Raw genomic sequence first — 26,017 nt, forward strand, 5'->3', positions numbered from 1 at the left:
GAATCATCCTTCGGTGGAGATCGTGTGGTCGAGAGGGGTGTGGAGCTGGGCGTCCAGGTCGAAGATCTCGGTGAGGAGCGTGAATCCCTCGTCGGGGGCCACACCCTCGAGTTCGAAGAACGGCGCCATGTCGTGTTGCCAACGCCGATTGACGTCGGTGCGCGCCATGGCCGCCTGTGCCTGTTCGAGATCGGCCGCCTCGACGTAGCCGACGATCAGCCCGTCCGGCCGGATGTGCAGCGAATAGTTGTGCCACCCGCTGGCTTTCAGGGCTTCGAGCATCTCCGGCCAGACCTGGGCGTGCCGGCGAACGTACTCGTCGATCCGGTCCGGCCGGAGTTGCAGGGTGAAGCAGTACTTGTTCATCGGACGGTTCAGAAGTTGTACTGGTCGATGGTGTTCGCGTCGAACACGGTGGGCGGGCCGAGGACGACCTCGCCGCCGGCGCCGATCGTGTACTCGCCGAGCTTGCCTGCCGTGAACTTCTGCCCCTCGGCGCCGGTGATCTGGCCGGATGCCAGCGCGGCACCGGCGTAGGCGGAGAGGTAGCCGATGTTGGTCGGGTCCCAGAGGGCGAATTCCTTGACGGTGCCGTTCTTCACGTACTCCCGCATCTGGTTCGGGGTGCCGAGGCCGGTGAGCACGATGTTGCCCTTGTAGCTCGACGACGAGATGTAGCGCGCCGCCGCGGCGATGCCGACCGTCGTGGGCGACACGATCGCCTTCAGGTCGGGGTACGTCTGCAGGAGGCCCTGCGTTTCCTGGAACGACTTCTGGTCGTCGTCGTTGCCGTACACCGTGGCCACCAGCTCGATGTTCTGGTACTCGGGCTTGCTCGCGAGCTCGGCCTTCAGCACCTCGATCCAGGCGTTCTGATTGGTGGCGTTGGGGGTGGCGGACAGCACCGCGATCTTGCCGGTGCCGCCGATCTGCTCGCTCGTCATCTTCGCGAGCGTCTCCCCGACCCCCTGGGTGGTGGCCTGGTTGATGAACAGGTCGCGGCAGTCCTCGGCCGCGTCCGAATCGAACGTCACGACCTTGATGCCGGCGTCGCGGGCCTGGTTCAGCGACGGGCACACGGCGTTCGGGTCGTTGGCCGCGATGTTGATCACGTTCTGGCCCTGCTGGATCAGCGTGTTGATGTAGGACACCTGCGAGGACGCGCTCGCATCGTTGGGGCCGACAAGCTTGTACTCGCCGCCGAACTCCTCCACTGCGGTCTCGCCGCCCCCGACCTCGATGTCGGAGTACGGGTTGTTGAGCTGCTTGGGGAGGAACGCGACCTGCAGGCCGTCCTGGATCGGCGCGTCGGGGTTCGCGGTACCGGTGGCGCGGTCGCCACCTCCCGAGTTCGACGCCGAATCCTGGGTGGTGCCGCCGCAGGCCGTCAGTCCGATCGAGACTGCGACGATCCCCGCCAGGGGAACGAAGGTCCGGCGGAATCGGGTCATGGTGGATCCTTTCCTCGTGTTCGCGTCACTGCGAACGCTGAAGTGAGAAAGAGCTGTGGAGCAGGAGAATTCAGGAGGCGTTCTGCAGCTTTCGACGCTGCGCGGACGTCCGCACGGTCTTCAGCAGATTCGGAAGCAGTACCGCCACGATCAGGAGAACGCCGGTGACGATGGTGAGCGCCTCGTTCGAGATGTCCTCGAGCCGCAGCGCATTCTGCAGCGTGGCGAGCAGCACCACCGCGGCGAGCACGCCGGCCAACCGGCCCTTGCCGCCGAAGATCGACACACCGCCGAGGAGCACCGCGGCGACCACGGCCAGTTCGAGACCGGATCCGTTGTCGGCGCGGGCGCTCGAGTACCGCAGACTCCACAGCACTCCGGCGAGGGCGGCGACCGCCCCGCACACCACGTAGAGCCAGAACTTCAGCCGCGCCCCGTCGATACCGGCGAAGCGTGCCGCCGTGTCGCTGGCGCCGGTCGCGTAGATGTCGCGGCCGAGCGGCGTGGCCTGGAGGATCACCGCGAACACCAAGGCCACCACGACCAGCGGAATCGCGAGATTGGGGATGGACGTGCCCCCGACAGTTCCCGTCACCCACGACGTGTACGCGCGGGGGAAGTTGGACACCGCCTGGTCACCGAGGAGGACGAACGCGAGCCCACGGAAGAGGGCCAGGGTGCCGATCGTGACGGCCAGGGACGGCAACCCCAGCTTGGCGACCAGGAACCCGTTGAGGGCACCGAGGACGCAGCCGAGCAGGATGCACATCGGGATGATCATCTCGATGGCGAAGCCGTTGTTCCACATCCAACCCATCGCGGCGCCGCTCAGCCCCAGGACGCTCGCCACCGACAGGTCGATTTCCCCGGTGATGATGATGAACGTCATCGGCAGTGCGATCAGGAAGATCGGCGCGAGATCGAGGACGAGGAACGCGAAGTTGCGGCTGCTCCCGAAGTCGGGGTTGGTGACCGAGGCGACCACCAGCACGACGACCGTGATGGCGATGATCGCCGAGTCCCAGCCGGCGAGCACCTCGCGGGCCCGGCCGACCGTCGACGTCCGACCTGCGGTGTCCGGCTGTGCGGTCGTCGCCGGCTCGATGGTGTCAGTCGACATGGGCGCTCCTCTTCCGAAGTTGCTGTGCGGCACGCACCGCGAGCAGCCGATCGGCCGCGATGGCGATGAGAATCAGCGCACCGACGATGGCCTGCTGCCAGAACTGGTTGATCTGGAGAACGGGCAGCGAACTGTTGATGGTGGTCAGGAGCAGCGCGCCGAGCGCGGCGCCCCAGACGGTGCCGACGCCACCGACCACGGCCACACCGCCCACGACGGCGGCCGCGATCACGTTGAGTTCGTATCCGGATCCGGCGGCGGCGTCGACGGTGCCGAAACGCGCCGCGAACATGACCCCGGCGATTCCGGCCATGGCCCCGGAGAACACGAAGGCGAGCAGGATGCGCTTGCCGACGGCGATGCCCGCGAGTTCGGCGGCATGGCCGTTCGACCCGATGGCGTAGAGGTCGCGGCCGCTGCGGTACCGACGGAGATACACCCCGGCGAGGACCACCGCCACCACCGCGACGACGACGAGCACCGGGACACCGAAAAGCGTTGCGGTACCGAGTGTCAGGAAGTTCGACGGCATCTCGTCGGCGGTGATCTGCTCGCCGCCCGCCCACAGGTAGGCGATGCCCCGGAAGATGTACATGGTGCCGAGCGTGACGACCAGGGCGGGAACTCCGCCGAACCGCACGAGCAGCGCGTTGGCGAGTCCGCAGATCGCACCGACCGCGATGCCCGCGAGAATCCCCACCACGATCGGTGCGCCGTCGGTGCCCTTCATGACACTGCCCGCGGCGAACGCCGACAGGCCGAGAACCGAGCCGACCGAGAGGTCGATGTTCTTGGTGATCATGACGACGGTCTGCCCGACCACCAGAACCCCGACGATCGATGCCGCCAGCAGGATGTCGCGAATACTCTGGGAGGACAGGAAATTGCTGTTCTGCATCGTGGTGACCACGATCAGCACGATCAGCGCGGCGAGGATGCCGAGCGACCGGACCTGCAGCACCTTCTCGATCGGGGACGGCCCCTCGTCCGACTTCACCGAGGGCTTCGCGGCACCTGCAGGTGCGACGCGGGTGGGTGCGCTCATGCGGCAGCCTCCGAACCCGTTGCAGCGAACATGATCTTCTCCTCGTCGGCCTCGGACCTGCTCAGTTCCGACACGATTCGTCCTTCCCTCATCACAAGGACGCGATCGGCCATTCCGAGCACCTCCGGCAGTTCGGAGGAGATCATCACGACGGCGACGCCTTCACTGGCGAGCGTCGAGATGATCCGGTGCACTTCGGCTTTGGTGCCGACGTCGATTCCGCGGGTGGGTTCGTCCACGATCAGGACGCTCGGCGCGGTGGCCATCCACTTGGCGAGCACGACCTTCTGCTGATTGCCACCCGACAGCACCCCGACGGGGTCGGTGATGCGCGCGTACTTGGTCTGCAGTTTCTTCGTCCACTCGTATGCCGACCGACGCTCCCGTCCCCCGAAGAGGAAGCCGAACCGCGCGAGAGCGGACGACCGCGTCAATGTGGCGTTGCGCTCGATCGACATGTCCAGGATCAGACCCTGCTGGCGACGGTCCTCCGGGACGAGCGCCATCCCGGCACGCATCGCGGCCTTCGGGCTGCCCTTGCGCAGGCTCTTGCCGCGCACCCGGACGTCTCCGCTGTCGCGGGGGTCCACACCGAACGCCGATTGCATGACCTCGGACCGGCCGGCCCCGACCAGCCCGGACAGCGCCACGATCTCGCCGGCCCGGACCTGGAAACTGATGTCGGAGAAGACCCCTGCACGCGACAGGTTCTCGATCTCGAGGACGACGGCGCCCGGTTCCACGTCGATCTTCGGGAACAGCGCGCCGAGGTCGCGGCCGACCATGCTGCGGACGAGGTCGTCGACCGTCAGCCCCGCCAGCTCCGAGGTCGAGATGTGCCGTCCGTCGCGCATCACGGTGACCCGCTGGCACAACGCGAAGATCTCCTCGAAGCGGTGCGAGATGAACATGACCGCCGAGCCGGACGCGCAGAGGGACCGGGCGACCTTGAACAGCCGCTCCACCTCGTTGCCGGACAGCGCCGCGGTCGGCTCGTCCATGACGATGACGTTGGCGTCGGTGGAGAGCGCCTTCGCGATCTCGACGAGCTGCTGGTCGGCGATCGACAGTCCGCTGGCCAGCCGGTCCGGGTCCATCGGGACACCGAGACGGTCGAACAGCGCGCGGGCGGCGGTGTTCATCGCGCCGCGGTCGATCATTCCGAGCCGGGCCCGCGGCTGGGTGCCGATGAAGATGTTCTCCGCGATGGTGAGGTCGGGGAACAGCGTCGGCTCCTGGTAGATGACCGCGATGCCCCGGGCCTTGGCATCCGAGGGTGACCCGAGCGACACTTCCTCGCCGCCGACGAGGAGCGATCCGGTGTCGGGGCCGTGCACGCCGGCGAGCATCTTCACGATGGTCGACTTGCCTGCACCGTTCTCTCCGACGAGGGCGTGTGCCTCGCCGCCGTAGAGCGGAAACGACACACCCTGAACAGCAGCGACGTTGCCGAAGGACTTGGTGACGTCCCGCACTTCCAGCAACGGCACCGCAGGGGGGACGCTCATTCAGCACCTCCGATTGAAACGGTTCATTTCTCGTTCATGAAGCTAGAAGTGATAGGCGCCACAAGTCAAGAGGTTCGGCAAACCCGGTCACCACCGTGATCTTATCGTTATAAAAGCACGCCAGGTCCATTACTGACCGCCCTGCATCGTCTCGCCTGGCAGCCGGCCTTGATTCCGCAACGACGGACGGCGATACTGGGACTGAAGCGATTCAAGAGCGCCGGATTGTTCTCGGGCACCGGCCGACGCGACAATGTGCGCTGTCGAACGAGCCGGCTGAAGGGGGAACCGAATGGCAGCGTCCATGCGCGAGGTCGCCGCACTCGCGGGCGTCTCGATGGGAACGATCAGCAACGTGCTCAATCACCCCGAGCTGGTCTCCGAGGCGACCCGCCAGCGTGTGCATGCGGCCATCACACAGCTCGGCTTCGTCCGCAACGACGCCGCCCGCCAACTCCGCGCCGGCCAGTCGCGGATGCTCGCCGTCGTCGTCCTCGACGCGCGCAACCCCTTCTTCGTCGACGTCGCGTCGGGCGCCGAGGAAGTCGCCGAGGCGAACGAGCTGCTGATGGTCATGGTCAGCACCGGCGAATCGGAAGAACGCGAGAACCGGCAGCTCGGCCAGCTCATGGAACAGCGCGTCCACGGAATCCTGCTCTGCCCGACCGGCGAGAGCACCCCGATGCTCGCCAACCTCGACCGTCAGGGCACACCGGTGGTCCTGCTCGACCGCGGGTCCCGCACACCCGGCCGATCCTCCGTCGCCGTCGACGACGTCCACGGCGGCCGGATCGCCGCCCGCCACCTCATGGAGCAGGGGCATCGGAACCTCGTGTTCGTCGGCGGGCCCGACACCATCAGGCAGGTCCGCGACCGCCGGGACGGGGCGCTCAGCGCCGTCGCGGAATCGGCGAGCACCCGCATGCGCACCGTCGCCACCCGGTCCCTCAGCATCGAGGCCGGCGCCCAGGCGGCCCGCGAGATCCTCGCGATGGCGGGTGACGAGCGGCCCACGGCGGCGTTCTGCGCCAACGACCTGCTCGCGCTCGGAGTGCTCCAGGAGTTCATCCAGCACGGCAAGCGCGTGCCCGAAGACCTCGCGATCGTCGGGTACGACGACATCGACTACGCCGCCGGTGCGGCCGTGCCGCTGACCTCCGTCGCCCAGCCGCGGAACGAACTGGGACGGGCGGCGGCCGAACTCCTGCTCGACCAGGTCAACAACCCCGACACCCACCGGCACCAGCAGCTCTCGTTCACCCCGACGCTCGTCGTCCGCGAGTCCACGGCCGCCTTCCCCGTGCGGGGTTGACGAGCGCCGAGACTCGTCAACCACGCACAGGGCCGGAGGCCTTCGGAGTATCTTTCGGACATGTCGAAGCCACCTCTGACACCGAAAGCCGCCGAGATGTTCGCTCGGCCCAATTACGCCACCATCGCCTGCGTCCGACCCGACGGCCAGCCCGTGTCCGTGGCCACCTGGTACCTATTCGAGGACGGCAGGGTGCTGGTCAACATGGACGCCGAGCGTCGACGCCTGGACTACCTGCGCGGCGACCCCCGCGTCAGCCTCACCGCGATGGACCCCGACGACTGGATCACCCACGTCAGCGTCCAGGGCCGCGTGGCCGAGTTCGTGGTCGACGAAGAACTCGCCGACATCGACCGCCTCGCCACGCATTACACCGGCAAGCCGTACCCCGTCCGCGACCGCAAACGGGTCAGCGCCTGGATCGAGATCGACACCTGGCACGGCTGGGGATCCCTGAAACAGTCCTGAACCGACTCCGCGACGACGACAACCGGGCATGACGACGCCCCGCGCCGCAACGGTCCTCGCCGTGGCCACGGCGGTGATCGGCAGCCTGCTGCTGAGCGCACCACCGGTCCGCGAACCGGGACCGCCCGCGGCGACGGTCGCCCAGCCCGCCGCGCCTCCTCCGCCGCCGCCCGTGGCCCTGGCCCCGGAGGAGGTCGAGGCCAGGGTGATCCCGGCGATCGTCACCCTCGTCGCGGATTCGGGCCTCGTCGAAACCGCGGGAACGGGGATCGTGCTCACCCCCGACGGCGTCGTCCTCACCAACCACCACGTGATCGACGGCGCCCTCGACATCAGCGCGGTGAGCCTGGGCAACGGTGCGGCGTACGTCGCGGACGTCCTCGGCTACGACAGTTCGCGCGACGTCGCAGTACTCCGGCTCCGGGGCGCGGGCGACCTCCCGGTGGCGACCCTCGCGAAGGACACCACCATCGGCATCGGCGACCCGGTTACCGCCGTGGGTAACGCGGAGGGAGGCGGAGTTCCGGTGGCGGCCCGCGGGTTCGTGACCGACGTCGAGCAGACGATCACCGCCCGCAGTTCCACCGACGGTTCCCGGAACCGGTTGAACGGGCTGATCCAGATCGACGCGGCCGTACGTCCCGGCGACTCCGGCGGCCCCCTCGTCGACGCCACCGCCGCCGTCATCGGCGTCAACACCGCGGGCAACGCCGACTCCGACCCCACGAAACCCGCTCCCTCCCAGACGAGATCGTATGCGGTGCCCATCGACACCGCGATGACGATCGTCGATCAGGTCCGCGCCGGAACCACGTCCGCCACCGTGCACATCGGCGACACCCCCCTCCTCGGGATCAGTGTCACCGACGACGATCGGGGCGCCGAAGTGCTCTGGGTCAGCATCGGCACCCCCGCCGACGAAGCGGGCATCGAGATCGGAGATGTCATCACCGATTTCGACGGAACACCCGTCCGGTCCTCGGATGATCTCAGCGAACGCATGATCGGGCGGCACCCCGGCGACGAGGTCGCGGTGCGCTGGTTCGACGAGACCGGACAACAGCGATCGACGACGATCGTGCTCGAGAAAGGCCCGCCGCGGTAGTCAGGCGGTCTTGTCCCGGGCGACGCCGTCCTCCGGTCGCACACGTGTCGCGACGAAACGCGCGATACGCTGAAGCACCGCACGGCTTTCCGGCAGACCGGGCCACAACGCCGGGAACGCGTGCACCTGGCCGTCCCAGATCTGCAGCGTCGTCGGAACACCCGCCGCGCTCAGCCGAGACGCCATCAGCTCCGAATCCGACCGCAGCACCTCACCTTCCGCAGCGACCAGCAGCGCAGGCGGCAGACCCTCGAGAGTCCCGTTCACGGGCGACAGCGCGGGGTCGAGCACGCCGTCCACCTCGCCGCCGAGCTTGCCGATGGTGACGAGCGCCTCCACGGGCGCGAACACGTCGCGGGCGGCATTGGCGTGCACCAGCTTGTCGGCGCAGTCCAGGTCCAGCAGCGGCGACAGTCCGACCAGGCCGGCGGGCAGATCGACGCCCTCCTCGCGGGCCTTCAGCGCAGTCGCGAAGACGAGGAACCCGCCGGCCGAGTCGCCGGCGAACACCGTCCCGTCCGCGCGGGCTCCGTTCTCCAGCAACCACTTGTACGCCGTCAGGCAGTCGTCGACCGAACCGCTGATGTTCGTGTCGGGCAGTTGCCGGTAGCCGACGTGCATCACCGGCAGCCGGGTCAGCTTCGCGATCGTCGCGACCACCGGCCGATGCGTGTTCAGCCCGCAACACAGAAACCCGCCGCCGTGCAGGTAGAGGACGACACCGTCGCCCAGATCCGGAGACACCCCCGGCGCGCGCACGATCTCCGCGTCGAATCCGGGCAGTCGCACCTTCTGGCGGCGAATACCGGACGCGGGACGGATCCCCGCCGCCAAATCCAGCAACGCGGCCCTGCGAATCGCCGATTCGTTGATCGGGGCCATCCGCACCACAGGCCGGAGAAACCACCTGCACGCCTGGTAGAGAACCTGGGATTCGATACTCGGCCCCGCGAGCCTCGCCCCCGAACGGTACTGGACGATCGGTGTCCCGCTCCGCTGCTGCGCGGACGGCTTGCGGTCGTTCGGCACAGATTTCATGCCTTCTCCCCTGGTCGCCGGTACCCCTCGCCGTTGACGGGTACGTAACTTCAACCTTGGAGTACCCGCCGCGGTCGTGTGTCACTCATGGTGGCTTCGGCCCCAAGTCGTTATCCCCTCTGCCCGAATCGTTATCGCAGGCGCGGCAAGCGGGCCATCGGGGGTGGGCTCAGCCGAAATCGAGCTCGTCGAGCTCGTCCACCACGGTGACCTTGCGCTTTCGTCCGCCGATCATCCTGCCGATGCCGCGGCGCCCGCCGGTGTCCGCGTTGGCCGAGGGCAGGATCCGCTGCGGCGCCACCCGGGGTCGTGCCACGTGCACGGGAGGAAGCGTCGCGGCCGGGGGTTCCACGGTGTCGGGAGTCGCTACGGGTGCCCGGGGCGGGAGGGGAGGCCGGGGCGGGAGTGGCGCCGGCACCGCGGCCACGGGCGGCGGCGGCAGGACCGGTTCGAAGACCCGCTCGCGGCGAGGCACGTCCGTGTCCCCCAGATCGAGGTCGTCGAGATCGACCACCCACCGCACCCGGTTCTCGAGGCCACGGTCCTGCAGCTCGGCCCAGATCTCGTCGTGCCACGTCGAGGGTTCGCCGCTGCCGAACGCCCGGGAGTTCGCACTGACCCACACCACGTCCTCGGACGGGCGGCGATCGGCGATGTCCAGGACCGTCAGCCAGTTCACCGTGGCGGTGTAGCCGTGCCGTTTCTTGTCCACATAGGGCCGACGACGCTGCAACTCGCGACGGGCGATCTCGAGGTGTGAGGCGTGTGCCGGCTCGATCACGTCGCAGCCCATCGCCTCCAACTGCCTGGCGAGCGAGTCGACGTACCCGTCGGCCTTGGCCCGGGCGGCGTCGACGAAGACGGACAGGTCCTCCCGGAGCCCGAGCCGGTCGTACATCCGCGCCTGGACGGTCAGGGCGTCGATCATCGCGACGGACTCCCGCTGGTACCGGTGCGCGACCTCGACGAGGACGAGGCGGGGAACGAGTACCCGGCTGCCCTGGTCGAGGGCGTCCCGGACGAACGTCTCGAAGCGCGCGTCTCGTGTGACGGCCGAGGTGTCGAGAACAATCAGCATTGATCGATTCTCACCGAACACGCCTGCCGCGCCAGAGAAGTTGCTGAGTCGTTACCGAAACACCCGGATCGGGTCATCGCAGCACCCGCCAGGGCATTGCCGTGCGGTTGCCCGGCAGGCCCTAGTGGATCTTGAAGATCACAGCGCGCTGCACGACGAAATTGATGACCGTCGCCGTGCCCTGGGCGATGACGAACGCGAGCGGCAGACGCCACCATTCGTCAGGGAAAGCGTGATACATCACCCAGTTGAGGCCCACCTGCACGGCGAACGTGACCGCGTAGAGGATGACGACGGCCACGAAGCGGGCACGGCTCGGTTCGGCCTTGAACGTCCACCGGCGGTTGATCAGGTACGCGGTGGTGGTGCCCGCGATGAAGCTGATCGACTTCGCCACGTTCACGGGGAGCCCGACAACTTCGAACAGCAAGACGTACAGGCCGAAGTCCACGATCGCCGACAATCCGCCGGTCAGGACGAAACGGATGATCTGCGTCTTCAGGTCCAGTGCGTCGTCCGCGATGTTCTCGGTGACGGGGATCTCGACGGGGAGCGGAACGTGCGGTTCGTGCTCGTGACTCGGCTGGGTTTCTGACACGACGACGAGGCTAGCGCCCCGTGAGTACTTGTCGACCGCATGCGGGGATAAGTACGCACGGGCCCGCGGGGCCGGCCTCCGGGTACCCTCTACCTCGATGTCCACGACAGCAGAAGAGACGCCCACCCAGGCGCTCCCCACACAGACCCGCACCCTCACCGGCTGGGGACGCACCGCGCCCACCACCGCGCAGGTGCTGTCCACTCCCGACGTGGAAGTGATCGCGCGAGCGGTCGCCCAGGTCGCGGAGCAGAACGAGTCGAAGCCCGCTCACCTGCAGCGTGGGGTGATCGCCCGTGGCCTCGGCCGCTCCTACGGCGACCCGGCGCAGAATGCCGGTGGCCTGGTCATCGACATGAATGCGCTGAACCGGATCCACCGCATCGACCGCGACACCCACCTGGTGGAGGTCGACGCCGGCGTCAACCTGGACCAGCTGATGAAGGCGGCCCTGCCGTTCGGGCTGTGGGTTCCGGTGCTGCCGGGCACCCGGCAGGTCACCATCGGCGGCGCCATCGGCTCCGACATCCACGGCAAGAACCATCACAGCGCCGGCAGCTTCGGTAACCACGTGGTGTCGTTGGACCTGCTCACCGCCGACGGCAAGGTACGCACGCTGACGCCGAAGGGCGGCCGCAACGACCCCAAGGGCGCACTGTTCTGGGCGACGATCGGCGGCATGGGCCTGACGGGCATCATCCTCAAGGCGACCATCAAGATGACGCCCACCGAGACGGCGTACTTCATCGCCGACGGTGACGTGACCCAGACGCTCGACGAGACCATCGCGCTGCACAGCGACGGCAGCGAATCCAACTACGAGTACTCGAGCGCCTGGTTCGACGCCATCGCGGCGCCGCCGAAGCTGGGTCGCGCGGCGATCTCCCGCGGTTCGCTCGCGAAGCTCGACCAGTTGCCGGCCAAGCTGCAGAAGAACCCTCTCGCGTTCGACGCTCCGCAGCTGCTGACATTCCCGGACGTCTTCCCTAACGGCCTGGCCAACAAGTTCAACTTCTCGATGATCGGCGAGCTGTGGTTCCGGAAGTCCGGCACCTACCGCGACAAGGTTCAGAACTTGACGCAGTTCTACCACCCGCTCGACATGTTCGGTGAGTGGAACCGCGCCTACGGATCCAACGGGTTCCTGCAGTACCAGTTCGTGGTGCCGACCACCGCGGTCGAGGAGTTCAAGACCATCATCCGCGACATCCAGAAGTCGGGGCACTACTCGTTCCTCAACGTGTTCAAGCTGTTCGGCGAGGGCAACCAGGCCCCGCTGAGCTTCCCGATCCCGGGCTGGAACATCTGCGTCGACTTCCGCATCAAGCCCGGCCTGAACGAGTTCGTCACCGAACTCGACAAGCGGGTCCTGAAGTTCGGCGGCCGCCTCTACACGGCCAAGGACTCGCGGACCACCGCCGAGACCTTCCACGCCATGTACCCGCGGATCGACGAGTGGATCGCCACCCGCCGCAAGTACGACCCCACCAATGTCTTCGCCTCCGATATGTCCAGAAGGTTGGAACTCTAGTGATCAACGCTGTCGGGAACCCCCAGACTCTGCTGCTGCTCGGTGGCACCTCCGAGATCGGTCTCGCGATCTGCGAGGAGTACCTGAAGAAGGCGCCGATGCGGGTGATCCTCGCCGCACTGCCGGGCGATCCCGGTCGCGATGCCGCCGTCGCCCAGCTGAAGGCGGCCGGCGCCAACGCCGTCGACGTCATCGACTTCGACGCCGTCGACACCGAAAGCCACCCGAAGGTCATCGACGAGGCGTGGGCCAAAAGCGACGTCGACGTCGCCATCGTCGCGTTCGGCCTGCTCGGCGACGCCGAGGAACTGTGGCAGAACCAGCGCAAGGCCGTCCAGATCGCCGAGGTCAACTACACGGCCGCGGTGTCGGTGGGCGTGCTCGTGGGCGAGAAGATGAAGGCGCAGGGCTTCGGGCAGATCATCGCCATGTCGTCCGCTGCCGGTGAGCGCGTGCGCCGCTCCAACTTCGTATACGGATCCACCAAGGCCGGACTCGACGGCTTCTACCTCGGACTCGGCGAGGCACTGCGCGAGTTCGGTCCGCGCGTCCTCGTCATCCGTCCCGGCCAGGTCCGCACCCGCATGTCCGCGGACGTGAAGGAAGCCCCGCTCACCGTGAACAAGGAAGACGTGGCCAAGCTCGCCGTCACGTCGGCGGAGAAGGGCAAGGATCTCGTGTGGGCGCCGGGCGCCTTCCGCTACGTGATGATGATCCTGCGGCACATCCCGCGACCGATCTTCAAGAAGCTGCCCATCTAAGCTTCGCCCTCGTGACGGAAGCAGACGTAGCACCGGCCCGACGGTCCCTGTCGACAGCTGTCGAAATGCTGCTGGGGGCCGTCGTGGCCGCAGTGGTGGCGGCGGTCGGACTGTTCGCGTTCGCACGGGTGCAGTGGCCGGCGTTCAACTCGTCCAACGTGACCCAGGCCGTCACCACCGTCGGCCAGGTCGTGGCCATCGCAGGTATCGCGGTGTCGGTGCTGCTCGTGCGACTGCACCGGGCCCCGCGCTTCGCCCGGCTGCTGTCGTGGGCGAGCCTGTCCGGGTTCGTGACCGTCACCCTCGGTCTGCCGCTCGCGGCCACCAAGCTCTACCTGCACGGCGTCTCCGTCGACCAGGAGTTCCGCACCGAGTACCTCACGCGGCTGACCGACTCGGCGGCGTTGCGCGACATGACGTACGCCGACCTGCCGCCGTACTACCCGGCCGGCTGGTTCTGGGTGGGCGGGCGCGTCGCCAACCTCCTCGGTACGGACGGCTGGGAAGCCTTCAAGCCGTACGCCATCGGATCGCTCGCCGTCGCAGCCGTCGTGGCACTGGTGTTGTGGAGCAACCTGATCCGCCACGACCTGGCCATCGTCGTGTCCCTCGCGACCACGGCACTCGTCCTGGCCTACGGATCACCCGAACCGTACGGCGCCGTCATCACCCTGCTGATCGGCCCCGCACTCGTCCTCGCCTGGGGCGGTCTGAACCGCGTCGACGGGCGCGGCGGCTGGGGCGCCGTGATCGGCACCGGACTGTTCCTCGGCCTCGCCGCCACGTTCTACACGCTGTACCTCGGACTCGCCGCCTTCGCGATCACCCTGCTCGCACTGCTCGCCGCGACCCTGCGGATACGCGCCCGGAAGTCGTGGCGGGCGGCGATCGATCCGCTGGTCCGGCTGATCGTGATCGCCGCAGTGTCCGGCCTTCTCGCACTGACCGTCTGGCTGCCGTATCTGCTGAAGGTCGTGGGCGGTTCGCCCGCGGCGTCGGGAACAGCGCTGCACTATCTGCCCGAGGCAGGCGCGCATCTGCCGCTGCCGATGATCCACTTCTCCCTCACCGGGGCACTGTGCCTGCTCGGCACCATCTGGCTCGTCGCCCGCGCGTCGACGTCGCGGCGCGCGCAGGCACTCGGCGTCGGGGTGGTGGCCATCTACCTGTGGTCGCTGCTGTCGATGGCGGTCACCGTGCTCGGCAGCACCCTCCTCTCGTTCCGGCTCGAGCCTGTGCTGATCGTCCTGCTCGGCGCGGCGGGTGTCTTCGGATTCGTCGAATTCGCAGGCTGGCTCGTGCTCGCAACCAGTGACAACCCGCGGGTCAAGGGGGCGGTCCTGGTGATCGGTGTGCTGGGCGCGCTGTCGTTCGTCCAGAACATCCCCAAGTTCCTCGACTCCGACATCGCCGTCGCCTACACCGACACCGACGGCAACGGTGAACGCGCCGACCAGCGCCCACCCGGCGCCGCCGCCCACTACGCGGCAGTCGACCAGCTGATCCAGGCGCGGGTCCCCCGCGACCGCGACGACACGGTGGTCCTCACCGCCGACACCAGTTTCCTCAGCTTCTACCCCTACCTCGGGTTCCAGGCGCTGACGTCGCACTACTCGAATCCCCTGGCGGACTTCGCCGGACGCGCCCGGACCATCGCGAACTGGAGCGAACTCGAGACGCCCGACCAGTTGGTGGCCGCACTCGACGCGGCGCCGTGGCGCGCCCCCGACGCGTTCGTGTTCCGGCAGGGCCCCGACGGGTACACCCTGCGGCTCGCCGAGGACGTGTACCCCAACGATCCCAACGTGCGCCGCTACACCGTCACGTTCCCGAAAGAACTGTTCGACGACCCCCGATTCACGGTGTCGGAGACCGGGCCGTTCGTGGTCGTCACAAAAAACTGATCGGTATGTTCACGTTTATCTCGCCTACCTCGCGGGAACCCCGCAGCCAATCAGGGAGGCGGGTATTTTCCGCGCCCCGAGGGGAATTGTCGGGTCGTCGCGAGGAGCGGTCATGCCGGATGCAGTGGAGCCTCGACGTGCCGGTAGCGGTGCCGAAGACTATCTCCTCGGCACCGCCGGCGGTGAGGTGGTGGTGCATGCCGGACTCGCCGTGACGATCGGAGCGATCGTCGGTGCCTACGTCGGGCACTGGATGCTTTTCGTGATCGCCTTGCTCGGTGCCGCCGCGTGGATCACAGGCGACGTCGTCGTCCATGTCAGTCGACAAAGGTCGCCGGACGTCAGTCCGGCGACCCCTGTCAGGCACCCTGTCGGGCGGGCTGCCTAGTTGAGCTTCTGCGGCACACCGTAAGTCATCACGGTGTCACCGTTCTCCGTGACGGCCATCGCGTACGGACGGATGGTGACCGGCCCGATAGCACCGGAGATGGAGCCATGAACTCCCTGCATCCTGACCACAGCGGCCGATCCGTCGAACTCCTGACCCTCGAGGAGCGGAACGGTGGTGATTCCACCGGGCTCCAGGTCGATGTCGAGTTCCTGCGAGGGAATGATGTCACCGGCGAGTTCCGCGTTGGTCCCCGCGTTCAGATTCAGACTTTCGAATCCCATCGTGCCGAAACCGATGTCGATTCCGTTGCTCGACCCGATCGCGAACCCGAGACCGGGCGAGTTGAGGACGATCGTCGCGCCGGCCAGTGCGACCGGGTAACCGATCTGATAACCGACGGTGAGCTGAGTTCCCTCGAACTCCTCCGCGTTCGGCCCGGTGATGGCGACCCCGGCGTAACCGTTGTGGAAGAACTCCACGCTCGTGGGCACGCCGTCCAGCGGCGGAACTGTCTGATACACCGTGTCGCCCTGCACGACTTCGATGCGATTTCCCTTTGCATCAATCACGGAGCTGGAATTGTCCACGCCGGCCGACGCGGTGCCGTTGCCCATGACCATGGCGAGCGCGGCGATACCTGCGACTGCCACCGAGCGTGTAAACCGTTTGTACCCAAATCGAGATGTGCTGATGTCCGTCATGCCGACCCCATTCAGAGTGCACTGCAACCGATACGAAAAAGCATGCTGAGCGTAACCAGTGGGGCAGGAGAATATCCCTGTATTGATCAGAAGTTCACAAATCAACTTGATGTGATACACGCAACAATCACGCGATCGCAACCCAGGAAGCTCTCAGCGACCTCCGGTACCCTCGGTCGATTGACATCGACCCGAGAACCGGAGGCGCAGCTGCGTGACTGAGATACTCACCCAGGTCGAGACCACTCGCCAGGCATCGAGCACCAGCACCACTGCTCGCCCTCTCCGCTCCCGTCTCCGGCCGCACCCGGCCGATGTCGCGGCGGTCGTCTTCTACGGCGGCCTCGCGGCATTCGTGTTGGCCCGCCAGTGGAAACACCTCGGGACCGGCTATCTGGTGCGCAGCGGCCAGGACCAGACGATGTGGGAGTGGTTCTTCGCGGTCGCCGCCCGCTCTCTGGTCCATCTGGACAATCCGCTCTCCAGCGACCTGCAGAACTACCCGCTGGGCGTCAATCTCATGGGCAACACGGCCATGTTCGGCATCAGCATCCCGCTGGCGCCGGTCACGCTGTTGTTCGGACCGAACGTCACCTTCACTCTCGCTCTCACACTTGGCCTGTCGGGCACGGCAATTGCCTGGTATTGGGTGTTTTCGCGGCATGTCGTGTCGTCGCGGCTCGCGGCCGCCGTCGGCGGCGGTCTGTGCGGTTTCGCCCCCGCCCTGATCTCGCACACCAACGGGCACCCCAACTTCGTCGCCCTGTTCCTGCTGCCCTTCATCGCGCTGGCCGTGATCAGGCTGGGTAGCGGTGTGCGCCCGGTGCGCGACGGCATCGTCCTCGGCTTGCTGATCGCCTATCAGATCTTCCTCGGCGAAGAACCGCTGCTGATCTACGCGCTGGCGTTCGCGGTTTTCGGGGCCGCCTTCGCGGCGTCACGTCCGCGTGCGGCATTCGCGGCGGCCACGCGCAGCATCAAGGGGTTCGCGATTGCCGGCGGCGTCGCGCTGGCCATCGCCGCCGTTCCCCTGTGGTGGCAGTTCTTCGGGCCCGACAGCTACCGGGCGATCGAACACGGCCCCGTCGGCAACGACACCGAAGCGTTCACCAGCTTTCCGACGTCCTCACTGGCAGGCGAGCCCGGGTCCGCCGAGTTCAGCATGAACGCCACCGAGGAGAACGCGTATTTCGGCTGGCCCCTGCTGATCCTCCTCGGCCTCTCGGCCCTGTGGCTGTGGCGCATGCCCCTGGCTCGCGCCGCGGCCGCGACCGTCGCAGTGATGGGCGTCCTGTCGCTCGGGACTTCGCTGACTATCGGCGGCTGGGACACCGGAATTCCCCTGCCGTGGAAGCTGATCTCACACCTGCCGCTCCTCGAATCCGTACTCGAATCGCGCTTCGCGATGGGCTGCCTGCCCGCCGCCGCCCTGCTGCTCGCGCTGGGCACCGACCGCGCCCTGGCGTCCGCCCGCGAGGGCCAGCGGACCACCACCTTGCTGTGGGTCGGCTGGCTCGCGGTGGCGCTGCTTCCGCTAACGCCCACGCCGCTCGCCGTCGTGCAGCGTGACACCGCACCGAGTTTCTTCGCCGACGGCACGTGGCGGGAGTACGTCACCGACGGCTCCGTCGTCACGGTGCCGCTTCCCTCCCCGGAGAACGCGCGGATGCTGCGCTGGCAGACCGAGCAGGATCTCGCATTTCCCATCGCCGGTGGGTATTTTGTCGGCCCGGCCGGCAGCGAGGACCAGGGCAAGTACGGGCCCGACGACCGCCCCACCGCACTACTGCTCGCGTCCGCACAGTCGTCCGGCCAGGTGCCTGTCATCGACGAGGCGGCGAAAGCCCAGGCACTGACGGACCTGAAGTTCTGGAACGCCGACGTCCTGGTCCTGCCGCACACCCAGAACGATCGCGTTCTGCGCGAGACGGTCCAGCAGCTCGTCGGGGCGCCCGCGAAGCCGGTCGACGGCGTGTGGGTGTGGGACGTGCGAGCACTGACGTAGGAAAGTCCTACCGCGTCAACACTTCCGGTCCGTCCTCACCGATGGCGACGGTGTGCTCGCTGTGCGCGGCACGGGCGCCCGTCGCCGTGCGGAGCGTCCAGCCGTCGGCCTCGTGCCGGTAGTCGTCGGTGCCGTCGCCGATGAGCATGGGTTCGATCGCGATCACCATCCCGGGACGCAACAGCATTCCCTTCCCGACGCGACCCTCGTTGGGCACGTGCGGATCTTCGTGCATCTGCCTGCCGATGCCGTGCCCGCCGTGGTCGGCGAGCATCCCGTACCCCGCGCCGCGCGCGAACAGTCCGATGGCGGCACCGATGTCTCCCAACCGGTTTCCTGGCCGGGCGGCCGCAATGCCGTGCGCGAGAGCGGCTTCGGTGGCCTCGACGAGTGCGATGTCGGCGGGGTCGGCCGTTCCCACGACGAAACTCACGGCGGCGTCCCCGCACCAGCCGGCGAGCCTGGCGCCGCAGTCGATGCTGACGAGGTCACCGTCGCGGAGTCGGTATTCGCCGGGAATGCCGTGCACCACCGCGTCGTTCACGCTCGCACAGATGACCCCGGGAAACGGGCTGGGCGCCCAGTTCGGGTGATAGTTCAGGAACACGGGCTCCGCCCCCGCGTCGCGGATCACCGTCGCGGCGACCGCATCGAGGCCCTGAAGTGTCACCCCGATCGCGGCCGCCTCGCGCACGGCGGCCAGGGCGTCGGCCACCACCCGGCCCGCCGCGCGCATCGCCTGCACCTCGGCCGCCGACTTCAACTCGACCACGGCTCACCCTCCACGTCGGGATCCAATTTCTATACCGGTATTACTTTATGACACATGGTGCGTGTGCCGTTGACAGCAGAGGAACTCGAACGCGGGCAGAGGCTGGGTGAGCTGCTGCGATCCGCGCGGGGAGACATGAGCATGGTCACGGTCGCATTCGACGCGGGCATCTCCGTCGAAACCCTGCGCAAGATCGAGACCGGTCGCATCGCCACACCTGCGTTCTTCACGATCGCCGCGGTCGCCCGGGTTCTCGACCTCTCCCTCGACGACGTCGCCGCGGTCGTGACCTTCGGTCCCGTGAGTACTTCTTAACCGCCGGGCGTTGACAAGTACTCACGGGTGGCGGAGCCGCAATCGCCTAACATCGTTCTGTGCCGTCCCAACCCCCGCCGCCTGACCTTCGGACCATCCGCACTTCCCGGCTCATCGCGATCGTCACCGGCCTGATCGGGTTCGTGCTCGCGCTGGCCACCCCGTTCCTCCCGGTGAAGCAGGATGCCGCGTCGATCGACTGGCCGCAGGACGGCACCCTGAACAGCGTCGAGGCGCCACTGGTCTCGTACACACCGCTGGACATGCAGGTGACCGTGCCGTGCTCGGTGTTCACGCAACTCGGACCCGACGGCGGCACCGTCGTCTCCACCCTCCCGAATCGCGCGCCCGACTTCGAGCAGAACGGCCTCGTGGTGAAGGGCGGTGCCGGCGGCACTGTCGACGTCACGATTCGCGGCATCTCCCTGATCTCGGCGGACGCCGCGGATCTCCAGGGCTGCACCGCCCTGTCGGTCACGTCCGACCACCAGCGGACGTCGGCGGAGATCACGGGCACCGCCGAACCGCTCGCCGGTTCCGTCGAGGGCGACCAGCGCCCGCAGATGGTCGGCCTTTTCACCGACCTGCAGGGTGCGGCGCCGGCAGGGTTGAACGTGCACGTCCACCCGGATTCCCGATTCTCGTCCAGCCCCACCCTGCTCAAACTGCTGGCGATGATCGTGTGCGTCCTCGCGACGCTGACGTCGCTGTACGCATTGCACCGTGTGGACGGCATCGACGGTCGCCGCGCGCGCCGCTTCCTGCCCGCGCACTGGTGGAAGTTCACCGGTGTCGACGCCGTCGTGATCGGGACGCTGCTGCTGTGGCACGTGGTCGGCGCCAACACCTCCGACGACGGCTACCTCCTCGGCATGGCGCGGGTGTCGGAGCATTCCGGCTACATGGCCAACTACTTCCGCTGGTTCGGTGTCCCCGAGGCGCCGTTCGGATGGTCGTACGAACTCCTCGCGGCGCTGGCGAAGGTGAGCACCGCGAGCATGTGGATGCGACTGCCGACGCTCCTCGCCGCCCTGCTCTGCTGGATGGTGATCAGCCGGGAGGTCATTCCCCGCCTCGGTGTGGCCGTGCGGCGCAACAGAACTGCCCTCTGGACCGGCGGACTGGTTTTCCTGGCCTTCTGGTTGCCGTACGACAACGGGCTGCGTCCCGAACCGGTCATCGCTCTCGGCGCCCTCCTCACGTGGTGTTCGATCGAGCGCGCCATCGCCACCGGACGACTGCTCCCCGGTGCCGTCGCCGTGCTCATCGCCGCGTTCTCGCTCGCGGCCGGGCCGTCGGGCCTGATCTGCATCGCCGCCCTGATCGCCGGTGCGCGGCCGATCCTGCAGATCGTCATCGCGCGGGGCCACCGGGTGGGATTCGCGTCCCAGATCCTGCCGATCCTCGCCGCGGGAACCGTCGTGATGGTGGCCGTCTTCGCAGATCAGACATTGGCGACGGTGCTCGAGTCGACGCGCGTCCGCACCGCCCTCGGCCCCAACGTGGCCTGGTTCGACGAGCGGCTGCGCTGGGATTCGCTCATGGGGATCTCGCCGGACGGCTCGCTGGCCCGCCGATTCGGCGTGTTCGTGATGCTGCTGTGCGTCGTGGTCTGCGTGATGCTGATCCTCCGCAAGGGGAAGGTGCCCGGCACCGCGATCGGACCGTCCCGCCGCATCCTCGGCATCGTGTTCGCGTCCCTGCTGCTGATGATGTTCACGCCCACCAAATGGACGCACCACTTCGGTGTGTACGCGGGTCTCGCCGGCTCCGTCGCGGTGCTCGCCGCGGTCGGGGTGGGGGCCGCGAGCATTCGCTCCAAACGGAACCGCACTCTGTTCGCCGCGGGTGTCCTGTTCATCCTCGCGGTCGCGTTCACCAGCTCCAACGGTTGGTGGTACGTGTCCAGCTACGGCGTTCCGTGGTGGGACAAGCCGCCGATGATCGCGGGCAAGGGCTTCTCCACGCTGTTCCTGGGCCTCACAGTCCTGACGCTGCTCCTCGCTGCCTGGTACCACGTCCGCGAACCGTACGAGAGCGGCAAGAAGCCCAACGGTAAACGTGCCCGGATGCTGGCGCCGTCGCCGCTGACCGTCGCGGCCGGTGCCGTCGTCCTGTTCGAGGTGCTGTCGCTGCTGAAGGGGGCTGTCGCGCAGTACCCCGGTTACTCCATCGCGAAGGCCAACATCGAGTCGGTGACCGGCAACTCGTGCGCGCTCGCCGACGAGGTCCTCGTCGAGACCGACCCCACCGCCGCCCTCCTCCAGCCGCTCACCCCGGTCACCGACCCGAACGGCGCAGGCGCGTTCGGCACGACGTCCGCGGAGGGCTTCACCCCCAACGGCATCGCCGACGACCTCACCGCCGACTCCGAGAAGATCGCCACCGGCGGCGCCAACACCGTCGACACCGAGACCGACGAGACGACGACGGGCACCAGCTCCGGCACCGGTGGCGGCACCGAGGCCACCGCCGGCGTCAACGGCAGCACCGTGACGCTGCCGTTCGGCCTCGACCCCGCCCGGACCCCGGTCCTCGGCAGCTACCAGCCGGGCGGGGAGCAGAAACCCGCCTCCCTCACCACCGGCTGGTACGGGCTGCCCGACCGCAGCGACGACGCCCCGATCCTCACCATCTCGGCCGCCGGACGCATCCGGTCGGTCGACGCGGACGGCGTCGTCACCCCCGGTCAGAGTCTGAAGGTCGAGTACGGGGTCACCGGCCCCGACGGTTCCGTCACCGCGCTCGGCACCGTCGACCCTATCGACATCGGACCGTCCCCGTCGTGGCGCAACCTGCGCGTGCCGCTCGACCAGCTGCCCGCCGAGGCGAACACGGTCCGACTGGTCGCGGACGACCCGGACACCGACCCCGGCCAGTGGCTGGCGGTCACACCGCCCCGCGTGCCGACGATGCAGACCCTGCAGACCGTCGTCGGCTCCAGCGACCCCGTGCTCCTCGACTGGGCCGTCGGGCTCGCTTTCCCCTGCCAGCGGCCCTTCGACCACCGCTACGGCGTCGCCGAGGTCCCGCAGTGGCGTGTCCTCCCCGACCGCATCGGCGCCGAGTCCACCAATGCCTGGCAGGACAAGTTCGGCGGCGGCCCGCTGGGCTGGACCGACCAGCTGTTGTCGGCGAGCACGCTGGCCACCTACCTGTCGAACGACTGGGACCGCGACTGGGGCTCGCTCGAGCGGTACACACCGCTCGACGAGTCGGCGACGCCCGCACAGGTCGAATCCGAACAGGTGACCAGGTCGGGCATCTGGTCGGCCGGACCGGTGCGTTACTACTAGAAGTGTCCCTACCCTCTGGTAGGCGGCAATATGCCTACTCAGGTTCCTGACATACCATCGACAACCGTGCCCGACGCTCTGACAACTTCCGTCTCCGACGCCGAACCCACTTCGCCGCCTGCTCGCCAGGACCGGCGGAGTGAGTACCGGACCGCTCGTCTGATCGCCATCGTCACCGGACTCATCGGGTTCGTGCTGGCAGTGGCCACTCCGTTCATGCCGGTGCAGCAGACCACCGCAGCGGTGAACTGGCCGGAGAACGGCGTCGTCGGCGACCTCGAGGCACCGCTGATGTCGCAGGTCCCGGTCGATCTGTCGGCGGCGATCCCGTGTTCCGCCGTGGCCGGGCTCCCCCCGCAGGGCGGAATCCTGCTGGCCACCGCCCCCGCACAGGGCGAGGGTGCGGCATTGAATGCGATGTTCGTGCGGGTATCGGACAAGTCCGTCGACGTGCTCGACCGCAACGTCACCATCGCGACGGCGCCGCGCGAACAGGTGCAGTCGGGCGCCTGCACCGAGATCCGTATCACGTCGAACATCGACGCGACGTCCGCCGAGTTCGTGGGTCTGACCACTCCGACCGGTGACCCGATCGCCGGTTCCCTCACCGGTGACCTCCGCCCGCAGGTGGTGGGCGTGTTCAGCGACCTCCGCGACGGGGCGGCGCCGGCAGGCCTGTCGTTCACGATGAACGTCGACTCCCGGTTCTCGTCGAGCCCCACGCTGATCAAGCTCGTCGCCATGATCGTGGCCCTCCTCGCCACGGCCGTCGCCCTGGTCGCCCTCGGCCGCCTCGACGGCACGGACGGGCGCGGGCACCGCAACTTCCTTCCGTCGCACTGGTGGAAGTTCACCGGACTCGACACGATCGTTGTGGGCACGCTGGTGCTGTGGCACTTCATCGGCGCCAACACGTCCGACGACGGCTACCTCCTCACCATGGCCCGGGTCTCCGACCACGCCGGTTACATGGCCAACTACTTCCGCTGGTTCGGTGTCCCCGAGGCGCCGTTCGGCTGGTACTACGACGTCCTGGCCGCGATGGCGAAGATCTCGACGGCCAGCCCGTTCATGCGGCTGCCCGCCCTCGTCGCCGGCATCCTGTGCTGGATGGTGATCAGCAGGGAGGTCGCTCCGCGCCTAGGCCGGTCCGTCCGGCGCAACAAGGTCGCGCTGTGGACCGGCGGACTCGTCTTCCTCGCGTTCTGGCTGCCCTACAACAACGGCCTGCGGCCCGAGCCCATCGTGGCGCTCGGCGCCCTGCTCACGTGGTGCTCCATCGAGCGTTCCATCGCGACCGGACGCCTCCTCCCCGCGGCTGTCGCCGTCCTGATCGGCGCGTTCACGCTCGCGGCCGCCCCGACGGGACTGATGTGTGTGGCCGCCCTGCTCGCCGGCGCCCGTCCGCTCGTCCGGATCGTCGTCAAGCGCCACCGCCAGGTGGGGACGCTGCCGCTGCTGGCTCCGATCGCAGCCGCGGGCACGATCGTCCTGGTGGTGGTGTTCGCCGACCAGACCGTCGCCGCGGTGATGGAGGCCACCCGGGTCCGCACCCTGATCGGCCCGAACCTCGAGTGGTACAAGGACTTCCTGCGCTACTACTACCTCTTCGTCCCGACCGTCGACGGTTCCGTGGCTCGCCGCTTCGCGTTCCTGACGATGATCCTGTGCCTGCTGACGACGCTGTTCATCCTGTTGCGCCGCAAGCGGATCCCCGGCGCCGCCACCGGACCGTCGTGGCGTCTGCTCGGTGTCGTGTTCGGCACGATCTTCTTCATGATGTTCAACCCCACCAAGTGGACCCACCACTTCGGGGCGTACGCGGGCATCGCCGGCTCCCTGGCCGCACTCACCGCCGTCGCCGTGTCGGCGTCCGCGCTGCGGTCGCGCCGCAACCGCACGATCTTCCTCGCCGGCCTGCTCCTCATGCTGGCCCTGACGTTCGCGGGAATCAACGGCTACTGGTACGTCTCCAGCTACGGCGTGCCGTGGTTCGACAAGACCGTCTCCATCGGCGGCCGCCAGTCCAACACGTTCTTCCTCGTCCTGTTCGCGCTGGCCGTCGCGCTGGCCGCCTGGCAGTACCTGCGTGAGGGATTCGCCGCGCCACCCGCCCGCGCCAACACCGAGAAGGGCAGGCGGATCAGGAAATTCGCGGCCGCCCCGCTCACCGTCATCGCCGGCATCATGGTGCTGTTCGAAGTCCTCTCACTCCTCAAGGGCGCCGTCTCCCAGTACCCGGCATACTCGCTGGCACGGTCGAACTTCGACTCCCTCACCGGGCAGACGTGCGGACTCGCCGAGGACGTGCTTGTCGAAGGCAATACCAACGGCGGAAACCTCACGCCCATCAACGATCCCGCGCAGCCGCTGGCGAACCCCGCCGACCCGCTCGGCGGAGCCGATCCCGTCGGCTTCTCCCCCAACGGGGTGCCGTCCGACCTGACCGCCGACTACGTCGAGGTCAAGCAGGGCATGGGCAACACCGACAACCAGAGCGTCGGGCCCAGCTTCGAGACCGGATCGAGCGCCGGAACCAGCGGCGGCACCGGCAACGTCGGCGTCAACGGCAGCACCGCCAAGCTGCCGTTCGGACTCGACCCCGGCACCACACCCGTCATGGGCAGCTACCAGGAAGGCGTGCAGGAACCGGCGACGCTGTCGTCCAGCTGGTACGCACTCCCCGAACGCAGCGACGACGCCCCGCTGATCGTCATGTCCGCCGCAGGACGCATCTGGTCGGTCGACTCGACCGGCGCCCTCACCTACGGTCAGTCGCTGCTCCTCGAATACGGCAGGCGTCAGCCCGACGGCACCGTGCAGGCCCAGGGCACCTACCTGCCCAAGGACATCGGACCCGCACCGTCGTGGCGCAACCTGCGCGTCCCGATCAGCGAACTGTCCCCCGACGCCGACTCCGTGCGGATCGTCGCCAACGATCCCAACCTCACCGGCGACCAGTGGCTGGCCTTCACCCCACCGCGGGTTCCCAAGCTCGAGACCCTCAACTCGACGATCGGCAGCTCACAGCCGGTGCTGCTGGACTGGGCCGTCGGACTGCAGTTCCCGTGCCAGCGTCCGTTCGACCACCAGTACGGTGTCGCGGAGATGCCGAACTACCGCATCCTCCCCGACCGCCCGCTGGCCGTCAGCTCCACCGACACCTGGCAGTCCCCGGAAAACGGTGGCCCCCTCGGCTTCACCGAACTGCTCGCCAGCGCCACGGCCATCCCCACCTACATGCGGGACGACTGGGGCCGCGACTGGGGCTCCCTCGAGCGCTTCGACCGGTACTACCCGGACGCCACCGCGGCCACGGTCGACACCGAGACCGCCACCCGATCCGGACTGTGGAAGCCGGGCACCCTGCGGGTGTACAGCAGCCCGTAGGCCTGCCCGCTTGCGCCTGCTCTCTTGTGCCTGCCCTGCTTGCGTCGCCCGATGTCACACGCGTTCCGTCTGACTGAACGAATGTCACATCGGGCGCCGCGCCAGGCGGTCCGACACGGCGAAACAGCTCCGCCACCCGCGGAGTTGTCCACAGCCTTCCGTCCATCCACAGGGCAATTTCCGACGTGGGCTTTCCGGCGACGGTCCGATTCGCCCGCGGCATGCTCT

21 protein-coding genes are annotated in these 26,017 nt (G+C 67.9%); 11 read left to right on the forward strand and 10 right to left on the reverse strand.

The genetic code is table 11. The features are described 5' to 3' along the window. Nucleotides 1–3 precede the first annotated feature (3 nt). From JVH1_RS16015 to JVH1_RS16035, 5 genes are all read right to left on the reverse strand, one after another. Nucleotides 4–366 carry an L-rhamnose mutarotase gene (locus JVH1_RS16015; protein ID WP_009477161.1) on the reverse strand — a complete coding sequence of 121 codons (363 nt, stop codon included), beginning with the start codon at nucleotides 364–366 and terminating at the stop codon, nucleotides 4–6. A gap of 8 nt (nucleotides 367–374) precedes the next feature. Continuing rightward, complete coding sequence (rhaS, locus tag JVH1_RS16020; RefSeq protein WP_009477160.1) at nucleotides 375–1,451, reverse strand: rhamnose ABC transporter substrate-binding protein; 1,077 nt, start codon at nucleotides 1,449–1,451, stop codon at nucleotides 375–377. A gap of 70 nt (nucleotides 1,452–1,521) precedes the next feature. After that, nucleotides 1,522–2,571: an ABC transporter permease gene (locus JVH1_RS16025; RefSeq protein WP_043780533.1), complete on the reverse strand. Its 1,050-nt coding sequence runs from the start codon at nucleotides 2,569–2,571 to the stop codon at nucleotides 1,522–1,524. Next, nucleotides 2,561–3,616 carry an ABC transporter permease gene (locus JVH1_RS16030; RefSeq protein ID WP_043780531.1) on the reverse strand — a complete coding sequence of 352 codons (1,056 nt, stop codon included), beginning with the start codon at nucleotides 3,614–3,616 and terminating at the stop codon, nucleotides 2,561–2,563. Before JVH1_RS16030 ends, JVH1_RS16025 begins: the two co-directional genes overlap by 11 nt. Next, the gene (locus tag JVH1_RS16035) at nucleotides 3,613–5,124 is read right to left on the reverse strand and encodes a sugar ABC transporter ATP-binding protein (RefSeq protein WP_009477159.1); all 1,512 of its coding nucleotides are present in this window, start codon (nucleotides 5,122–5,124) and stop codon (nucleotides 3,613–3,615) included. The genes JVH1_RS16030 and JVH1_RS16035 overlap by 4 nt, the downstream gene beginning before the upstream one ends. A 292-nt stretch (nucleotides 5,125–5,416) precedes the next feature. Here JVH1_RS16035 and JVH1_RS16040 point away from each other — a divergent pair, with 292 nt between their 5' ends. The 3 genes from JVH1_RS16040 to JVH1_RS16050 are packed head-to-tail and all read left to right on the forward strand — an operon-like array spanning nucleotide 5,417 to nucleotide 8,009. Then, complete coding sequence (locus JVH1_RS16040) at nucleotides 5,417–6,436, forward strand: LacI family DNA-binding transcriptional regulator (protein ID WP_009477158.1); 1,020 nt, start codon at nucleotides 5,417–5,419, stop codon at nucleotides 6,434–6,436. Nucleotides 6,437–6,496: 60 nt separating this feature from the next. Further along, nucleotides 6,497–6,904, forward strand: a complete 408-nt coding sequence (locus JVH1_RS16045) for a TIGR03618 family F420-dependent PPOX class oxidoreductase (protein WP_009477157.1) — start codon at nucleotides 6,497–6,499, stop codon at nucleotides 6,902–6,904. Between the two features lie 28 nt (nucleotides 6,905–6,932). Beyond that, the gene (locus tag JVH1_RS16050) at nucleotides 6,933–8,009 is read left to right on the forward strand and encodes a S1C family serine protease (protein ID WP_009477156.1); all 1,077 of its coding nucleotides are present in this window, start codon (nucleotides 6,933–6,935) and stop codon (nucleotides 8,007–8,009) included. On the opposite strand, the gene JVH1_RS16055 is transcribed toward JVH1_RS16050, so the two are convergent. The 3 genes from JVH1_RS16055 to JVH1_RS16065 all read right to left on the reverse strand — a co-directional run bounded on the left by JVH1_RS16055 (nucleotide 8,010) and on the right by JVH1_RS16065 (nucleotide 10,723). Continuing rightward, nucleotides 8,010–9,047, reverse strand: coding sequence for an alpha/beta hydrolase (locus tag JVH1_RS16055; RefSeq protein ID WP_009477155.1), 1,038 nt, complete (start codon nucleotides 9,045–9,047; stop codon nucleotides 8,010–8,012). It abuts the gene before it with no gap. A gap of 169 nt (nucleotides 9,048–9,216) precedes the next feature. Continuing rightward, nucleotides 9,217–10,125: a PIN domain-containing protein gene (locus tag JVH1_RS16060; protein ID WP_043780529.1), complete on the reverse strand. Its 909-nt coding sequence runs from the start codon at nucleotides 10,123–10,125 to the stop codon at nucleotides 9,217–9,219. 121 nt (nucleotides 10,126–10,246) lie between these two features. Beyond that, a complete protein-coding gene (locus tag JVH1_RS16065; protein WP_009477153.1) occupies nucleotides 10,247–10,723 on the reverse strand; it encodes a GtrA family protein in 477 nt (158 codons plus the stop codon). A gap of 97 nt (nucleotides 10,724–10,820) precedes the next feature. Here JVH1_RS16065 and JVH1_RS16070 point away from each other — a divergent pair, with 97 nt between their 5' ends. From JVH1_RS16070 to JVH1_RS16085, 4 genes are all read left to right on the forward strand, one after another. Continuing rightward, a complete protein-coding gene (locus tag JVH1_RS16070) occupies nucleotides 10,821–12,254 on the forward strand; it encodes an FAD-binding oxidoreductase (RefSeq protein WP_009477152.1) in 1,434 nt (477 codons plus the stop codon). Next, the gene (locus JVH1_RS16075) at nucleotides 12,254–13,015 is read left to right on the forward strand and encodes a decaprenylphospho-beta-D-erythro-pentofuranosid-2-ulose 2-reductase (RefSeq protein WP_005248822.1); all 762 of its coding nucleotides are present in this window, start codon (nucleotides 12,254–12,256) and stop codon (nucleotides 13,013–13,015) included. The genes JVH1_RS16070 and JVH1_RS16075 overlap by 1 nt, the downstream gene beginning before the upstream one ends. An 11-nt stretch (nucleotides 13,016–13,026) precedes the next feature. Then, nucleotides 13,027–14,919 carry a galactan 5-O-arabinofuranosyltransferase gene (locus tag JVH1_RS16080; protein ID WP_192817856.1) on the forward strand — a complete coding sequence of 631 codons (1,893 nt, stop codon included), beginning with the start codon at nucleotides 13,027–13,029 and terminating at the stop codon, nucleotides 14,917–14,919. Nucleotides 14,920–15,031: 112 nt separating this feature from the next. Beyond that, on the forward strand, nucleotides 15,032–15,307 hold the full coding sequence (locus tag JVH1_RS16085; protein ID WP_009477150.1) for a hypothetical protein: 276 nt from the start codon (nucleotides 15,032–15,034) through the stop codon (nucleotides 15,305–15,307). On the opposite strand, the gene JVH1_RS16090 is transcribed toward JVH1_RS16085, so the two are convergent. Continuing rightward, nucleotides 15,304–16,011: an MspA family porin gene (locus JVH1_RS16090; RefSeq protein WP_043780527.1), complete on the reverse strand. Its 708-nt coding sequence runs from the start codon at nucleotides 16,009–16,011 to the stop codon at nucleotides 15,304–15,306. The genes JVH1_RS16085 and JVH1_RS16090 overlap by 4 nt on opposite strands. A gap of 214 nt (nucleotides 16,012–16,225) precedes the next feature. On the opposite strand from JVH1_RS16090, the gene JVH1_RS16095 reads away from it, so the two are divergent. Continuing rightward, nucleotides 16,226–18,016 carry a glycosyl transferase gene (locus tag JVH1_RS16095; RefSeq protein WP_009477148.1) on the forward strand — a complete coding sequence of 597 codons (1,791 nt, stop codon included), beginning with the start codon at nucleotides 16,226–16,228 and terminating at the stop codon, nucleotides 18,014–18,016. Nucleotides 18,017–18,023: 7 nt separating this feature from the next. Here JVH1_RS16095 and map read toward each other — a convergent pair whose 3' ends face one another. Then, entirely contained in the window at nucleotides 18,024–18,788 is a 765-nt protein-coding gene (gene map, locus JVH1_RS16100; protein WP_009477147.1) for a type I methionyl aminopeptidase, read from the reverse strand. A gap of 54 nt (nucleotides 18,789–18,842) precedes the next feature. Here map and JVH1_RS16105 point away from each other — a divergent pair, with 54 nt between their 5' ends. The 3 genes from JVH1_RS16105 (at nucleotide 18,843) to JVH1_RS16115 (ending at nucleotide 25,789) form a co-directional block, all read left to right on the forward strand. Continuing rightward, nucleotides 18,843–19,103, forward strand: a complete 261-nt coding sequence (locus JVH1_RS16105; protein ID WP_011596569.1) for a helix-turn-helix domain-containing protein — start codon at nucleotides 18,843–18,845, stop codon at nucleotides 19,101–19,103. Between the two features lie 59 nt (nucleotides 19,104–19,162). After that, nucleotides 19,163–22,399 (forward strand): arabinosyltransferase domain-containing protein, encoded by a 3,237-nt coding sequence (locus JVH1_RS16110; protein ID WP_009477145.1) that lies wholly within the window; start codon nucleotides 19,163–19,165, stop codon nucleotides 22,397–22,399. 66 nt (nucleotides 22,400–22,465) lie between these two features. Next, nucleotides 22,466–25,789, forward strand: coding sequence for an arabinosyltransferase domain-containing protein (locus JVH1_RS16115; protein ID WP_009477144.1), 3,324 nt, complete (start codon nucleotides 22,466–22,468; stop codon nucleotides 25,787–25,789). Nucleotides 25,790–26,017 lie beyond the last annotated feature (228 nt).

The sequence above is a fragment of the Rhodococcus sp. JVH1 genome (assembly GCF_000280725.2).
Taxonomy (GTDB): domain Bacteria; phylum Actinomycetota; class Actinomycetes; order Mycobacteriales; family Mycobacteriaceae; genus Rhodococcus_F; species Rhodococcus_F jostii_A.